The organism is Brevibacillus sp. NRS-1366, assembly GCF_050467985.1.
Window position 1 is genome coordinate 240371 of the sequence record NZ_JBITPN010000011.1, and the last position, 15811, is coordinate 256181.

13 protein-coding genes are annotated in these 15811 nt (G+C 46.9%); 6 read left to right on the top strand and 7 right to left on the bottom strand.

Annotated elements, in window-relative coordinates:
- Window positions 1-3 precede the first annotated feature (3 nt).
- Both efeB and ACIFQN_RS06655 read left to right on the top strand, forming a co-directional pair.
- Window positions 4-1281, top strand: a complete 1278-nt coding sequence (efeB, locus tag ACIFQN_RS06650) for an iron uptake transporter deferrochelatase/peroxidase subunit (RefSeq protein WP_429832262.1) — start codon at window positions 4-6, stop codon at window positions 1279-1281.
- Window positions 1282-1308: 27 nt separating this feature from the next.
- The gene (locus ACIFQN_RS06655) at window positions 1309-3096 is read left to right on the top strand and encodes an FTR1 family iron permease (RefSeq protein WP_429832263.1); all 1788 of its coding nucleotides are present in this window, start codon (window positions 1309-1311) and stop codon (window positions 3094-3096) included.
- A gap of 95 nt (window positions 3097-3191) precedes the next feature.
- Here the strand turns inward: ACIFQN_RS06655 and rlmH are convergent, their stop codons facing one another.
- From rlmH to ACIFQN_RS06670, 3 genes are all read right to left on the bottom strand, one after another.
- Complete coding sequence (rlmH, locus tag ACIFQN_RS06660) at window positions 3192-3665, bottom strand: 23S rRNA (pseudouridine(1915)-N(3))-methyltransferase RlmH (RefSeq protein ID WP_429832264.1); 474 nt, start codon at window positions 3663-3665, stop codon at window positions 3192-3194.
- Between the two features lie 138 nt (window positions 3666-3803).
- Window positions 3804-4916: a response regulator gene (locus ACIFQN_RS06665; protein ID WP_429832265.1), complete on the bottom strand. Its 1113-nt coding sequence runs from the start codon at window positions 4914-4916 to the stop codon at window positions 3804-3806.
- Entirely contained in the window at window positions 4909-8031 is a 3123-nt protein-coding gene (locus ACIFQN_RS06670; RefSeq protein ID WP_429832266.1) for an ATP-binding protein, read from the bottom strand. Before ACIFQN_RS06670 ends, ACIFQN_RS06665 begins: the two co-directional genes overlap by 8 nt.
- Window positions 8032-8269: 238 nt before the next feature.
- On the opposite strand from ACIFQN_RS06670, the gene ACIFQN_RS06675 reads away from it, so the two are divergent.
- The 4 genes from ACIFQN_RS06675 to ACIFQN_RS06690 are packed head-to-tail and all read left to right on the top strand — an operon-like array spanning window position 8270 to window position 11767.
- The gene (locus tag ACIFQN_RS06675; RefSeq protein WP_429832267.1) at window positions 8270-9196 is read left to right on the top strand and encodes a decaprenyl-phosphate phosphoribosyltransferase; all 927 of its coding nucleotides are present in this window, start codon (window positions 8270-8272) and stop codon (window positions 9194-9196) included.
- 27 nt (window positions 9197-9223) lie between these two features.
- On the top strand, window positions 9224-9580 hold the full coding sequence (locus tag ACIFQN_RS06680; RefSeq protein WP_429832268.1) for an SMR family transporter: 357 nt from the start codon (window positions 9224-9226) through the stop codon (window positions 9578-9580).
- A 47-nt stretch (window positions 9581-9627) separates the two neighbouring features.
- Window positions 9628-10071: a divergent PAP2 family protein gene (locus tag ACIFQN_RS06685; protein WP_429832269.1), complete on the top strand. Its 444-nt coding sequence runs from the start codon at window positions 9628-9630 to the stop codon at window positions 10069-10071.
- 16 nt (window positions 10072-10087) lie between these two features.
- Window positions 10088-11767 carry a hypothetical protein gene (locus ACIFQN_RS06690; protein WP_429832270.1) on the top strand — a complete coding sequence of 560 codons (1680 nt, stop codon included), beginning with the start codon at window positions 10088-10090 and terminating at the stop codon, window positions 11765-11767.
- A 63-nt stretch (window positions 11768-11830) separates the two neighbouring features.
- Here the strand turns inward: ACIFQN_RS06690 and ACIFQN_RS06695 are convergent, their stop codons facing one another.
- From ACIFQN_RS06695 to ACIFQN_RS06710, 4 genes are all read right to left on the bottom strand, one after another.
- Window positions 11831-12376, bottom strand: coding sequence for a phosphoribosyltransferase family protein (locus ACIFQN_RS06695; RefSeq protein ID WP_429832271.1), 546 nt, complete (start codon window positions 12374-12376; stop codon window positions 11831-11833).
- 22 nt (window positions 12377-12398) lie between these two features.
- A complete protein-coding gene (locus tag ACIFQN_RS06700; RefSeq protein ID WP_429832272.1) occupies window positions 12399-13460 on the bottom strand; it encodes an NCS2 family permease in 1062 nt (353 codons plus the stop codon).
- Window positions 13461-13753: 293 nt separating this feature from the next.
- Window positions 13754-14575, bottom strand: a complete 822-nt coding sequence (locus ACIFQN_RS06705; protein WP_429832273.1) for a hypothetical protein — start codon at window positions 14573-14575, stop codon at window positions 13754-13756.
- A gap of 167 nt (window positions 14576-14742) precedes the next feature.
- Complete coding sequence (locus ACIFQN_RS06710) at window positions 14743-15270, bottom strand: carbohydrate binding domain-containing protein (RefSeq protein ID WP_429832274.1); 528 nt, start codon at window positions 15268-15270, stop codon at window positions 14743-14745.
- Window positions 15271-15811: the final 541 nt, after the last annotated feature.

The window sequence follows — 15811 nt, forward strand, 5'->3', positions numbered from 1 at the left end:
TACATGGATACAAAACGTCTCGAAGAAACGGCCAACAAGAAAATAACACGTCGGGACGCTCTGAAGCTGGCAGGAATGGGCGGAATCGGTTTGCTCTTGGGGGCGGGGGGAATGAAAACCTTGCTCCCATCCACCTCCACAGCACAAAAAGCTTCCCCTGCCCCAGCTTCTGTTGATGGGATTATCCCTTTTTACGGAAAACATCAATCAGGGATCACTACGCCTATGCAGGATTTTATCTGCATGGGTGCTTTTGAATTAACCACTACCTCACTCGACGATGTGCGCAAGCTGTTTCAGAGCTGGACAAGTGCAGCAGCGCGCCTCTCAGCCGGCAAAAATGTCGATGATGAGAGCGACAATCCTCATCTCCCTCCTGTCGATACAGGCGAAAGTATGGGTCTTGGTCCGATGCGCATGACGATTACATTTGGACTTGGCGCTTCTTTCTTCGATGAGCGTTTTGGTCTGGCTGGCAAAAGACCTGCTCCCTTGGTCGATTTACCCCGCTTTAACAGTGATGAAATTCGCAAGGAATGGTCTGGTGGAGATATCGTCGTACAAGTATGCGCCAACGATCCCCAGGTCGCCTTTCATGCCTTGCGTAATCTAGCACGTATTGCCCGTGGAAAAGCGGTGCTGCATTGGCTGCAAGACGGCTTCCAGCGTACAAGCGCAGCTGACCCATCAGGCTCGACTCCGCGCAATTTGATGGGCTTCAAGGATGGAACCAACAACCCACCGGTCAGTGATCCTAAAGTATCTGATGAAATTGTTTGGGCAGGCTCAGCAGATGATCCTACATGGATGGCTGGTGGCAGCTATATGGTCATGCGTCGAATCCGCATGCGCATCGAGGTCTGGGATCGCTCCTCTCTGGACGATCAGGAAAACACCTTTGGCAGACATCGTCAGTCTGGTGCACCACTCGGGAAATCAGGGGAATTCGACGATCTCGAGCTAGATCGCAAAGATTCTGCTGGCAAGCCGGTCATTGCAGCCAACTCTCACGTTGCCTTGGCGCATATGGATGGAAAGGTAAAAATCTTGCGCCGCGGCTACTCATACTCTAGCGGAATGGACATCAAGACTGGGCAATTGGATGCCGGGCTCTTATTCATCTGCTTCAATCGCGATCCACGCAAGCAGTTCATTCCGATGCAACAGAAGCTGGCTACTGTCGATTTGCTTAATGAATATATCACCCATGTTGGCAGTGGTTTGTACGCGTGTTTGCCTGGTGCAAGCGAGGGCGGATATATCGGGGACACGTTATTTTAACCAACAAGCGGGGATGGAGTGAACACCATGAAACGTTATTTTTTCATCGTCTGTATGTGCTTCCTGCTGATGACGTCCGGCCTGCAGGCTGCTTATGCCGAAGCACTGCAGCCTGATCAGCTCAAACAATTGATCGCATTATCCAGCGACGCTCTGATCAGCAGCGGAGACGAAAATTGGGATGAAGTCACGAAAGCTGTAACAAGTATGAAAGCCCTCTGGGAAACAAACACGAATGACAGTTCTCCCGAAGCCCTAACGTTAACGACAGCTCTAACAGAAGCAGAACGAGCTCTCGCCGAAGTAAAGACAAACCCCCAGACGGCTGTCGCTACCATTTCCAATCTGGCAAAAGCAGCTGACCGCTTTGTCACTTCCAAGGAAGATGCAGGAGCGCCGAAGGAAAAAGCACACAAACAAATCGCTCTCCTACTTCCGTTCCTGAAAAAAAGCATGGACGCTGTCAACTCTGGGGACTGGGCAGGAGCCAAGCAATCATACAATAGCTTCGTCACAGGCTGGTATAAGGCAGAAAACCTCGTCCGCGCGGAAAACGCTGCTGTATACGGAGATATGGAAGTCAAGATCAGTGGTGCCCGGATCGCTTTGAACACAGAGCCCCCTGATCCGCAAAAAAGTACGGAGAAGGTGCAGGCACTCATCACAACAGTAGAGGATTACCTCGCTGGCAAAGCTGCCGAGCAGGCTGCAAATGCATCAGCCTCGTCCGTAGAGCCCTCCATCTCTTCGCTTTTGGAACTGCTGGCGTCTGTGGAGACTGACATTGCGAATCAGGATGCCGATAGCGCTGCGGGCAAAATGGAAACCTTTATCTCCACTTGGCCCTCTGTAGAAGGTGTGGTCATGACAAAATCACCGGATACGTACAGCAGCGTCGAAGCCAAAATGGTTTCCATCCCAACACTGATTCTGTCCAATCCACCCAAGTGGGAAAAAGCATCGAGCCTTCTCTCTGAGTTGAAAAGCGAGCTTTCGCCGTTTGCGACTGCGTCTTCCTATACTGCCTGGGATGCCGGGCTGATTTTGCTGCGCGAAGGACTCGAAGCCATTTTAATAATTATTTCGCTACTGACGTTCCTGAACAAATCCGGCAATGCGGGTAAACGAAAATGGATCTGGTCTGGTGCAGCCATCGGGGTCGTTGCCTCCGCTGTTCTTGCCGTTGTCCTGAGCATCGTCTTCTCCAACCTCTCAACGGGCAGCTCACGTGAAACAATCGAGGGTGTGACTGGCCTCATCGCCGTTTTGTTCATGCTGACAATTGGTGCTTGGCTCCACAAAAAATCAAACCTGCACACGTGGAATCGCTTTGTGGAGCAATCCATTGGTGCCTCTCTGGCAAAAGGCGCCTTGTGGTCGCTTTCGTTTACCGCTTTTCTCGCTGTCGTTCGCGAAGGAGCGGAAACCATCATCTTTTACATGGGTATGGCAGCAACGATATCCTTGACCGATCTGGTTGTAGGAATTGTCGGCGCACTCCTCATCTTGGCTGTCATCGGCTATGCCATCATCAGACTCAGCTCGCGGATTCCTGTTCGCCCTTTTTTTCTGGTCGCTGGTCTTTTGCTCTACTACATGGCCTTTAAGTTTGTCGGTGTCAGTATACATGCTCTCCAGGTTACGGGACGTCTTTCGGTGCACAGCTCTGATTACTTGTTCCATGTACCCGTTCTGGGCATCTATGCGAACTGGGAAACCACAGTGCCGCAGCTGATGGTGCTGGTAATCGTCATCATCAACGTCATTCTCAACGCACGGAAGAAGAGCGTCCAGCCCGTACCGCAAATCAACTAGTGAAGTTGTTCATGCTACAAAAAACGCAGCTATTGCACTCGTTCTGCAATTAGCTGCGTTTTTTCGTACTTCTCTTTTTCACATGTCAAGTTTATTCAGATTGTTTCTCCCAAACTGATGCGGAATGCTCGATATACACGCTCTAGCAAAACCAATCGGGCTAACTGATGGGGAAACACTCTTTGGGAAAATGTGAGCTGTTCGTTCGCCCTCTCCAGCACGGCATCTGACAAGCCATTTACTCCGCCAATTACAAAGGCGATCCGGTTTTGGCCGCCTGCCGTCAAATCGTCAAGCTCCATGGAGAGCCTTTGAGGCGTCCACATTCTCCCTTTCATAGAGAGCGCCATCACGTATTGTTCTGGTGTTAGCCGAGAAAGAATATGATCGCCTTCTTTCTGCCTGCTCCGGTCTATTTCGCAGACGCTTATTTTATCAGACAGCTTTTCCTCCGGAATCTCAACGATTTGCATTTTGCAGTAGACCGCTAGACTCTTGCTGTACTCCTCTATCCCTTCCTTCAAGCTATGATCCTTCATTCTTCCGACTGTCAGAACAGTGATTTCCATTATTCGTCCTCACCCTCCTTGCTATGAAAATCGTATCAAACTATTCTCACAAAATTCTCGCAACGCCGCCCTTTTTGAGCACAAAAAAAACAGAAAGAACGATCTCTTTCTGTTATCCATATCGTTATTTATTAGAGATTAGGCAAGATAAGGCGCTACCCATTTTTGCATTTTCAGAGGCGGCTCTATCCCCAGCTCAAGCCGATAGCCTTCTGTGAATCTCACATAATGCAGTGCGATCTTTTGATGTTGTCCGCTACGCGCATAGATGTCCAGTAATTTCATATTCATGGCTTCATCCAGGGGATACAGCTTCAAGTACGCTTCCAGTCGCTCTTCAGCCCGCTGCAAATCGCGCTGCGCGACATCATGCTCGACCAAGGTACCCACCAACTGAGTGTACTGCTTGCTATACCCTTCTTCTAAAGAAGCTTTCCAGAGATAATCCTTTCCTTCTAACAGTGTTCCTCTGTAAATGGAGCACAGCTCTTCCGCTTGGCTTGCATCCTGCTCCCCCGCCCTATTGGCAACATCGTATTGTTGAAACGCTAACACATCGTACATTTGATGCAATGGCAGAAGCATGTACCCTTCACTTGTCTTTTGGATATCCATTCTAATGCCTTGTTCTTTCATCAGCTTTTTTAACCGATACATCGTATTGTGCAGATTATGCGTCGCTCTTTCCTCATCCATGTCTGACCACAGCAAATCCGTTAAATGCCATTTGCTCATATCGCGCCCTGGGTAGCAAAGGAAGTACGCAAACAATTCTTCGGTCTTCTTGGTTGGCCATCGAACCGGTAAACCATCCGGATTGCGAATCTCGAAACCGCCAAAGCAGCCAATGTCAGCTTGGCGGAGTCTTGGTACGGACTCCGTAGCGACTGGATGCTGCTTGATCAAACGATTAGTCACCCGGTCAATAGCCGCTGGTGTTACCGGCTTCAAAATATAATCGAAAGCATACACCTCAAATGCATCCAGCGCATACTGCCTATAGGCCGTAGTAAATACGATCTTGGTCTGTTCGGACAACTCATAGATCTTGCGCCCCAGCTCCAGCCCATTCATCCTCGGCATTTCCACATCCAGAAAAACGACATGCGGGCAAAGATCGGGAAAACAAGACAATGCTTCCACTGGTGAGGTGAATGCACCGACAATGGTGTAGTGAGGGTTTTGCCCGATCACATGCTTCATTAAATCGAGAATGGGTTGCTCGTCTTCCACAATCATTACCTTAAACAAACCTGTCCCTCCTTTCTTCGTCTACCGCATCCGACTCATCGTGATTGACCGGGATAAACATGGTCACTGTGGTTCCGCGCCCCTGCTCAGAGCGAAATGATAAAACAGCCCCTGGGATTGAGTCCAAACGCTTCCGGATATTCTGGATGCCGATGCCGCCACGTTTTCGCTGTTCCTTCGTCATCTGATTAAGAAGATCATCAGGCATTCCGACACCATCATCCTCGATCACGACTTGAATGTAGCCTTCACCCTCACGAATCGTCAGCGTCACCTTACCGCGCCCTTTTTTCTCGAAAAGACCATGACGAATAGCATTTTCTACAAATGGTTGAATGCACAAAGAAGGGATATTTTTATTCTGAATGCTTTCATCTACATACTCGAAGTAATCGAATCGCTCCCCAAATCTCGCTTTCTCGATTTCGACATAGGCCTCTATCAGCTCCATTTCACGATAGAGGGGGACAAACAGCCTGCTCCGATCCATCTCCAGTATGTATCGTAAATACTGGCTGAGCATGGACAGTAAATGAGCTGCCTTTTCACCGTCTGTATAACAAAAGGAAACGACACTGCTTAGTGCATTGTAGAGGAAATGCGGCTTGATTTGCGCCTGTAAAAAAGCTTGTTTGTTATGAATCGCCTCTCGAATCGATGTCTTCATGGCGAGCAATGTCTGTATTCTGGCCATCAGCGTCTCGCCATCGAACGGCTTGGTCACATAATCATTCGCCCCCGCCCGGTAACCTAACGCAATATCATGCGGTGTATCCTTGACTGTGGCAAATAGTATGGGCAATTCGAGAATAGAATAGTGACTGCGCAGCATGCAGCACAGTTCAATCCCAGAAGTTCCAGGCATCATCACATCTAAAATGACCAGATCTACCTTCATATACTGATTCATTTTACCCATGGCTTCTTTTGCTGAAAATGCTGTGATCACATTATATCTGTGCCTTTTTAAAATATGGAGCAACGTATGAATATTGGAAGCCTCATCGTCCACGATCATAATGGTATACTCGTGTTCTTTTAAAATGTCGAGCGGAGCATCCGAATGCATGATACGTGTAGGCCCCATGCTGGTGACTGCTGTTTCGCGGTTTGCCTGCAACGCCGTCGCTTTAGGCAACGAAAACATCATTCGTGTCCCTTTCCCTACCTCCGACCAGTCCACTCGAATTACTCCATTCATTTGCTCGACCAGCTTCCGACTAATGTACAAACCGACTCCCATGCCTGTATAACCATCTTGCGGCAGGGGCTGGTCCACCTGTTCAAAATACTCAAAAATTGTCTGGTGCTGATCGCGGGTGATCCCTGTACCCGTGTCCTCCACATAGATAGTAACCGTCGTCTCTGTAACAATTGATGCTACCCGAATCGAGCCCTTTTCTGTGTGCTTAATTGCATTATGGACCAGGTTGTACAGGACTTGTCGCAACCGATTCTCATCAGCATATACCCATACATCTGCACCCACTTTATTATCCAGATGCACTTCTTTTCCCAACAACTCAAATTGCAGCACTTCCATGACAAATTGCGTGACGACCCGTACATCGACGACGCCGAGGTGCAAACGTAGCTGTCCGTGTTTGAGTCGAGTGACATCAATCAGGTCGTGAATCAACATGGAAAGCTTGATGGAGGTGTCCTTGACTAGCCACAGATTTTGCTTTTGCCCCGCTGAAAGCGTCCCCTCCTCGTCGTCGAGCAAGTGTGAAGTAATGTTTAGAATGCCATGCAGCGGTGTCTTCATCTCGTGGGAGGTATGCGCCAAAAATTCATCCTTGAGCTGATTGGATACAGCCAGCTGCTGAGAAAGCGTCTCCGTCTTTTCAAATGCTGTCGTGAAACGTACAGCCAAAAGAATGTTATACAAGGTTATGAATGTGATGAAACTCATTTTCCCTACCAAATCCGTCGATACGATATTCTCCGAATACAAAATCCCGTCTGTTAAAAAGAGAAGGAGAGATCCACTGGCACTGAAAAATAGCAGAATTTCTTTTCTCTTGGACGGATCTTGCTCGCGGTCTTGATTCATTAAAAAGATCATTCTGCCCAAGATATACAAAAAAAGAATTTCTAAATAGATCAAAAAAAGATATTCATACTCACTATGAACAGGATAAGGCAGGATGATAATGGAAACGATGTATATCCCCAAAGGAGCAATGATTTGCTTTATTCTTTTGAGAGGCATAACCCTGCGATCCATCAAGTAGAACAAACAGATCAACTCGACTGCACTCACATAGACACTGAGGTCCTGTAGCTTGTACGCCAGATCAAACGGAATCATCGGCAAAAAACGAAGCAATACCTTTTCACCGTAAAGCAGTTGCCCAACCATGATTGTCAAAATATAGAGTCCGCTGAACAAATACGCTTTTTCCTTCATTCGCAGAAAGTAGAAATTGAGATGATAAATACCCAAGATCACAAGAATGATCACGGCCGCGATGTCCGCGCCTAGCTGTATCCCATTAAGCATCGAAATATCGCTATCTAACCCGAATTGGATCGAGTTAATGATTCCCCCTGTGATATACATATAGTTGGCGACTTGAATAATCATTTCCACTTCACGTGTATCTGTGTGAAAATAGGTACTGTACGGGGTATTCCCTGCCTTATGCGCCTCTATACTTTCCCCAGGATGACCACTCGCTCCCTCTAACCGACCATTGATATACAGCAGATGAGACATCCGAACATTTCGCATTTTGATCCCATATATTTCATCCGTGTCACTCACGGTTACCTTTAGCCGATACGTCCCGAAACCCTTTCTGCTCATTCCGCCTGTTTCATTTTTCCCTTTCCATGTTCCAGGGACCGCTAAATAGGAGGCATCTGTACGTTCTTTCCTGTGAAAATCATCTGGCCCTAGAAGCTGTCCCTCGTAAAATTCCCACTCACCATCTAAGCTGACCGGTCCCTTTTCGTGAAAGTCCCAGCCGGACAAATCTAGTACACCCTTCTTGGCGGGCGGCGTGTTTTTAACCGGTATAGTCTGGATATAGATGCTAAAAAACGTCACGATGGAGATAGAGAAGGTCAAACAGATTCCGATGAACTTCAGGTACTTCCACGTCTTCAAAAGCCACTCACCACCCACCGAACTTGAGTCCATCCATGCTATCATTCCATACTCACAAAAAACTCACAAGCTCAGGGGTCATTCTCATGCCATAAATAGGTAGAGGATTCTCACAAACTGTCCCTTATGATTCGTCATTTTGAACAACATTTTGTGATACCATAGATCAGGTGTAACATTCTTTTTACATTTTCCGTCATTTCTTACGGTACACGATTCTTTTTGATTGGAGAGACATATGGGGGCAACATCTAATTCCGTTAAAGTAGACGTCAAGGCCAAGTCAACAGTAGCACAAAATATCGTCTTTCTGCTTATTCGCCAGCTCCGTCCGCATCAATGGACGAAAAATCTGCTCGTTTTTGCCGCATTGCTGTTCTCCCTGCACAAAGTGAGTCCCAATGTGATTGGAAAATCACTGATCGCCTTCCTGCTTTTTTGTTTCGTGTCAGGCTGTGTCTACATCTTAAATGACTTTGTAGATATCAAAAATGATCGCAATCATCCCGAAAAGCAGTTTCGTCCGATGGCTTCAGGGGCACTGCCTCCTTTTTTGGCGCTAGGGTTTGGGGTCGTACTGCTAGCCGGGTCGCTCATTACCGCTTTTTATTTTGATCGACTGTTCGGGGTAGTTTTGACTCTTTATTTTGTGATGAACATCGCCTACTCCCTGAAGCTCAAGCATGTGGTGATTCTGGATGTCATGATCATCTCAGCCGGATTTGTTTTGCGTGCGATCGGGGGCAGTCTGATGATCCAAACGCCCTTTACACCGTGGTTTTTGCTGTGCACGATGCTCCTCGCGCTCTTTCTGGCGATTAGCAAGCGGCGCCATGAGCTTCACTTGCTGCAGACAGAAAAAGGCACACATCGGAAGGTATTGGACAGCTATTCCTCTGAATTGTTAAATCAGCTTAATACCATCGTCACCTCGGCAACGATTATTAGCTACTCCCTGTTTACCTTCACGTCGGGCCGCACGATTCAACTGATGTGGACCATTCCGTTTGTGATCTTCGGTATTTTTCGCTATCTCTATCTGATTACGATCACCGACAAGGGAGGCAGCCCTGAAAAGGTTTTGATTCAGGACAAGCCTATTCTCATCACTGTTTTGCTCTATGTCATTACGGTAGCCGGGATTATCTACATGTTTGAAACATAATTGCACAGACAGGTTGTGAATCTAGCTATGCCATCACTCGTTCTCATCATCGTCTCGGTAATCCTCAGTGCATGCGGGCAAATCGCCATGAAAATGGGCGCCTCCTCGCTGGGCGGAAAAAATGACATGCTGTTCATGAAGTTCCTGCACTACTTTACCAACCTGCCTATTATGGCTGGGCTTGCCCTATACGGGCTTTCTGCGTTTATCTGGATCGCTGCTCTGGAAAAAGTCCAGCTTTCCTATGCGTATCCGATGGCTGCGCTCGGGTATGTTCTCGTTGCCGGACTTTCCTTTCTTATTTTTCATGAGCCGATGTCCCTCACGCGCATTGCTGGTCTGGCCATTATTGTAATAGGGGTCATCGTAATTTCGCAGTCGTAATACGAGATGTTTAATAAGTTTTTACAATCTTTCAAAGGAGTTTTTTCATGTTATATGCGTTGGCGCCGTTTATTGGCTGGCTCGTGTCAGGCACTATCAAGTTTCTGATTAACTATCTGCGCTTTGGAAAAGAAGCCAAAAAAATGGTTGGCAACGGGGGCTTTCCCAGTACGCACACCACCGTTATGGTGACGACTGTGTTTCTGATTGGATTGCAGGAAGGATTTTCACACCCGGTTTTTGGGTTGGGAGTGGCTGTGACGTTTATTATTATCATTGACGCTACTGGATTGCGCAGAGCCGTCGGCAAACATGCTGCAGCGCTCAATCAGCTAGCAGACAAACGTCCGGATGGGGCAGGAACCAAGCCGCATCGCGAAAGCATGGGACATACTCGGTGGGAAATTGCTGGAGGACTGGTACTCGGCATACTGCTCGCAACACTACTGCATCTACTGTCTCAGCTTATCCCCGGAATTCTCGGTTCGTAGACAGGAGACAATGTATATGAAAAGCCGTACAGGTACGTATTCGTTTTTAATAGGGATGACCTTGCTGTTGTTTATGGCAGGCATCGTGCTTAGCACATCTATTTTGTTTTTACTTGGTATCTCTGTATCTGCCATTAGCTTTTGGGTGGCGGTAGCCGCTGCTTTGGCCTCTTTGGCTGGCGGAATTGCGGCATTCGTTTCCACCCGACGCAAAGCCTGGTTCTGCTCCCTACTTGCCGGATTGGCAGTCGTCGTAGGAAGCAGTTGGTACATTAGTGCCCATACCTACGATCTCTCGTTTGATGGTCAAACCTACCATCAGGAAGCAATCTTTCTTTTAACAGATGGCTGGAACCCCGTTCATGATCAGCCGCTTGCCTCACTCAACCCCAAACCGGTTGAAAAAATGGATAATAAAGAGATCCTGACCGCCTTTCATCTCTGGATCAATCATTACGCCAAAGGGCCTTGGATGCTCGATTCCGTCATGTACAAGCTGACGAATCAGATTGAGATCGGCAAGATTTTCAATCTGCTCCTGATCGCCGCTTCCTTTTTCTTTAGCGCAGCCGCCATGTTAACTGCCATTCCTGAGAAAAATGGAAGAGCTGTGCTCGTCTCGCTGCTGGCTGCCCTAAACCCTGTCGTGGTTTCGCAGGCAACCTCCTACTATATTGACGGTCAGCTCGGCTCGCTCATGCTCATCATCTGCGCTCTTGGCTATTTGCTATTCAAACGATATCATTGGCTGATTCTACTCACCCTGTGTGCATCACTGATGCTGCTCGCCCAGATCAAGTTTACTGCTCTGGTGTATGCCGTCTTGCTCGGATGCTCTCTTCTGGTCCTCTTCTTTTTCTTTGATCGCCAAAAGAACTGGAAGAACCTGTTTGGCTGGCTTGCTGCCAGTCTGCTCATCTCAGTCGTGATTGTAGGCTACAATCCGTACATCACCAACACTCTATCAAAAGGGCACCCTTTTTATCCGCTTCAGGGCAGGGGAGCGGTTGATATCATGACGTCGAATAGTCCGCATGATTTCAAAGAGATTCATTCGCTGCATAAGCTGGGGATTTCCTTGTTAGCCAAATCAGAGAATATTGCCAGTCCGAATGAAACGACGCTGAAATGGCCATTTACGGTGACCTTGGGGGAATTAAAAGCGTTTTACGCCCCCGATGTCCGGGTTGCTGGGTTCGGGCCGTTTTTTGGTGGAGCCATTCTACTAACCTGCCTCCTCCTCATCTTGGTGCTCACTTCTGACAGAGCGAAGGCAAAGCCACTTCTTCTCATCTGCGGTCTGCTTCTTCTCACCGTAATCATCAATCCAGAGAGCTGGTGGGCACGTTATGTTCCTCAGCTATGGTTCATTCCCATTCTCATCGCGATCGCCGGATGGGAAGCGAAAAAGAAAGCGACCCGTTATATCAGCAGGATATTGGTCGGCATTCTTTTGGCGAACATGCTGCTCGTCGGTACAGCTCATACCGTAGGACAGTTTATGATCAATTCGTATGCCAAAAATCAGTTGCAGGAAATCAAGGACAACGGCAAAACCATGCTTGTTGATTTCCACCATTTCAATGCGGTTCGAGTCAGGCTGCAAGAAGCGGGTATCCCTTTTGTCGAACAAAAGATTGAAGACAAAAGCGCCAAAGGAATCGTTGCTACCAGAGCTGTCTATCTTTTGAAGTAAAACAGCAAAAAGATAAAGCAAAAATCCCCTTCTAACCAACCAGAAGGGGATTTCGTTTTTGGGTTATTCATGCGGAAACAGTGGAAGCTCCTGCAAAAACAAGATGTCGGAGCGCTTTGCTGCATCTCCCTCGGCCAGAATGGCGGCTCTGGCCACGACATTTCCGCCAGCCTGCACAACCAGGTCCTCGATGGCCTGCAATGATTTGCCGGTGCTGATGACGTCGTCAATAATCGCCACTCGCTTGCCTGCAATTTCTCTGGCATCTGCACCATCAAGACAGAGAATTTGTTTTTTCTGCGTGGTGATGGACTCTACTTCGTTAATCAGCGGCGAATCCATGTACGGTTTGGTGCTCTTCCGTGCAACATAGTACTTTTTCATCTGGAGCACACGGGATACCTCAAAAATGAGCGGGATACCTTTCGCCTCAGCGGTAATCAGAACATCTACCTCTGGCAGCTTTTCAGCCAAAAGTGGCGCCGCGGCTGATACCAACTCGGTATCGCCCAAAATCACGAAACTAGCAATGCTCAGATTTTCTGCAATCGGCATGATCGGCAATTTGCGCGTCACTCCTGCTACTTCAAGCGTATACGTTTTTTCCATCGTAATCCCTCCTGTTTCCTTCTTACATTCCGAAAAAGCTAATCAATACTCGCATCAATAGGCCCGCCAGCATTCCAAAGAACGGATCGGAAATCGCCGTAACGACCATCGTCATACCGCCTACAAGACCGGACGAAGCGTCTCCTGTGGTCAAAGCAGCAGTAGCATTGCCAGGAACGGTTACAATCGCACCCAATACAAACAAAAAACCAGAGATTGATTCACTCGGAATATAACGGCCGATCTTCGGCAGCAGACCTGCAAACAAAATGGCTGCCATCAGCACCATCATCAGTACACCAGAAGCAACTGGGTTTGGCGCGCCTGCTGTAGCAGAGATAATGGCCTCTACCGGGGCTCCCCCAAATAGCGCAGATACCATATCCGCAACGCTGCTAATTACACTGAGCGTATCAATGTTCACATCTGATTTCGCGATTTCTCCGTTAATTTGACCAAAAGCGATATTGGCACCGATATTCAAACAGACCATCGCCATGGCCCCACGCAGGATAGCCGGGGAAAACGTCAGCCTTTGCAAGACCAAGCGATCGTTAGCAAGTGGCTTGATCGAGCTTCCTTGCTTCAATAAAATCGAAACCACACTAGAGATCAGAACAGATACGGTTACCGTGTACACCAAGTCTTTTGTCATGAAATACGTAAGCAATCCAGTAGCCATCGACGTCGCGCCCACCGGCATGTTGTTACGCGCCATATCCCAGGAGACACGTGCCAGCATGATTCCTACGCCCGCCATCATCCCGTTCGTAATAACCGGACCAATAAAGTCTACAATTCTCTCCAAAAAGCCAAACAGACCGATAATGGTCATAATCATTCCGCCAACAAAAATCATCGAAAGCCTGTCTCTCATGCTCTTTCCCATCGTTCCAGCCAAAGCAATTGTCTCGGCTTGATAGGAAACGACAGCGACTGAACCCGTGAGAGCGTTACCAGCCGCACCAACCAGGAATGCCAAAGCAGTCGGTACAGATGCAAAGCCCAAGGATAGCGCAAGCAGACCTTGCGGCAAGCCGTTTAATACGACACTCAGAGCCGCAATAATGTCTTTCCATTCCATGTTTTTCTTCTCCCTCTCACAAAAATCAAATTAAACGATCAATTTTCACAAGTGTTAAATTAACATAAAAACCGATCTACTTCAAATACTAATTTGTCAATGTTCGTCTTTTGTCCATTTACACTACGATAATGATCGACAACCGTTTGATTCGACCAGCCATAATTCGAACGATATTATACTCGAACAGCATGCAAAAAAAGAAGACGCCGCATCACCTGCGTGTCCTCTTTTCCCCCTCGATATGGTAAAAACGGTCCCGTCAACGAACTTTTTCGTGAATGAGATCATTACTAAATGGAATTCACCCAATTCTTCATCCAGGTATCCTGATCAAGTAGATGATAGTTAGCTGGATATAAGAAAGGGTCATGTCCAATAAAGGTCGGCCACCAGAAGATACCTGCCCCGTGTACATTAGCTCCTTCAGCTATAGCCGATTTCAATCCCAGTATGGCAGTGTTCATGTTCTCGACGTAGGGATCATGATAGATGATCAAATTTTCCTTTACAATTCTTCGCTCATAGGACGGCATCAAAGGAACAAGCTGACTTCTTTCTTGAAAAGGTCCCGTTTGTCCAATAGCATCGCTGTATCGCTTTACTTCCGATTTCCAGAGCAAACGATAAGCATCGGGGCTATCAATCGGCGAACCCCATCCCATCTGGTCATAGAACATTGGATTAACTTGATTAACAACAGCGGCAATAGCATTAATATAGTCGCTGTCCCAAGTCTTGTTAGGCGTGAAGTTAACAGGGGCCGATACGGAAAAGTAGCGATTACTTGCAAGAGCATTTGTTCGTAAATATTTTAAGGATCCAAGTAATACGGAATCATTTCTTAGAAAGGCTTCGAAATCTATATGTACGCCGTCTGCTGTATAAGTATTTCCGTCAAGCAGTAAGCCTTTATTTACGAAAAGATTTACAAGAGAGTTGATATTTTTGTTAAACGTATCTGTACCGAATTCTGTGTTCGCTACCTTCTCTCCTTTTTTATTAGAAATGACTCTTTTGTTATAGTTTAAAACGACAATAATTTGCTGATTGGGTGCTACTTGCTTCGAATGTTTAATCCAATGTGCAAGTCCGGCATAATTGGCGGGGTCCAAGGTGCCTTGATCGGATAATGGACCTATGTCCGCGAATTGATAGCTAATTCGTTTGCCCTGCAGCTCGTTGACATAAACAGAAATATCTCCAGGATCTTGCCGGGTATTGAACCAGTCGGCAGATAGGAATGCCGCATTATTATTAGTCTGACATTTTGTTGTACACTTTATTTTTTCAGACTTAACTCATCAAAGTAAGCAGCCCCGTCTTGAACGACAGTAATGATGTATAGGTAAACTCGGAGTTTAGCTGTACCTTCAACCGTTGTGAACGTTTTCGTTTTTTCCAGATACTCGTCGTTTGTAAATGTAATCGTAAATTTCCCACCGACAATTTTTTTGCCTTCTTGATCAAGACATTCGATACCCAAAATGCCTTCTTGACCTTGGCCGCTAACTTTACCAAAGCCAGATAACGTGTAGATTTGTCCTGGAGTAACGTTATCAATGATCGCGTTTCCTGCGCCCCCCTCTCCTTTGTTGATCATCGCACTTTTATTACCTGAGTAAATATGCTTGAAATCCGATGTATAGGAAAATCCACCCCAATCCTCCCAACCTACTTCTTTCTCGAAATCTGGGTTAATGATCAAATTACTTTCGCCATTCGCCCTGTACATTGACCCGTCCATACTGAAAACAAAGAAAAACATGAAAACACCTACTATACATTTCCAATAGAATTTACTTACCAATATTACGTACCTCCATGAAGAAAATCAGCTAATCTACGTTCAAAAAAAAATCCCTAACCGCCAGATAAAGTGTCCATTCTGGGTTATTAAGGAGCTTTTGAATATGGTCAAGTTATTCTCAAATTCTTTTCAATGTAAACGTTTCCTGCATATATCCCCATACGGACAATTGAATACCTAAAGAACATTATTAGCACAAGATAAAACTCTTTTTTAGTATTTTCTTGAATGGAAATCAGAGTTGGTTTTTTCGACCTATGCTTTTTATCGAATTATATCGAAGAGTCTAATCTATATCCAATTCTAGTTTCGATTTCCTATTTCCGTTTCGATTTTGTCGTTTCATAAGAAAAACGCGGGAAGTGCGCCCGCGTCCTTAGGTTAAGTGGTCGGTGAGGCTGTGGCGGAGAAGGAGGAAAAGGGAGAAAACGCTCCAGCTTCTTGGGTCCCCTGCTGAGGGGTCATCCCTGCACGGTTCCATGAAAAAAGGGAAACCGCGTCCAAAGTAGCCGATCCATGACGCTTCTCAGAGGTGGACGCT

Excerpts from the sequence above, each read along its gene's own strand:
- ACIFQN_RS06690 (WP_429832270.1), top strand. The coding sequence starts at position 10,088 with ATGAAAAGCCGTACAGGTACGTATTCGTTTTTAATAGGGATGACCTTG.
- ACIFQN_RS06695 (WP_429832271.1), bottom strand. The coding sequence starts at position 12,376 with ATGGAAAAAACGTATACGCTTGAAGTAGCAGGAGTGACGCGCAAATTG.
- ACIFQN_RS06685 (WP_429832269.1), top strand. The coding sequence starts at position 9,628 with ATGTTATATGCGTTGGCGCCGTTTATTGGCTGGCTCGTGTCAGGCACT.
- ACIFQN_RS06675 (WP_429832267.1), top strand. The coding sequence starts at position 8,270 with ATGGGGGCAACATCTAATTCCGTTAAAGTAGACGTCAAGGCCAAGTCA.
- rlmH (WP_429832264.1), bottom strand. The coding sequence starts at position 3,665 with ATGGAAATCACTGTTCTGACAGTCGGAAGAATGAAGGATCATAGCTTG.
- efeB (WP_429832262.1), top strand. The coding sequence starts at position 4 with ATGGATACAAAACGTCTCGAAGAAACGGCCAACAAGAAAATAACACGT.
- ACIFQN_RS06680 (WP_429832268.1), top strand. The coding sequence starts at position 9,224 with ATGCCATCACTCGTTCTCATCATCGTCTCGGTAATCCTCAGTGCATGC.
- ACIFQN_RS06655 (WP_429832263.1), top strand. The coding sequence starts at position 1,309 with ATGAAACGTTATTTTTTCATCGTCTGTATGTGCTTCCTGCTGATGACG.
- ACIFQN_RS06700 (WP_429832272.1), bottom strand. The coding sequence starts at position 13,460 with ATGGAATGGAAAGACATTATTGCGGCTCTGAGTGTCGTATTAAACGGC.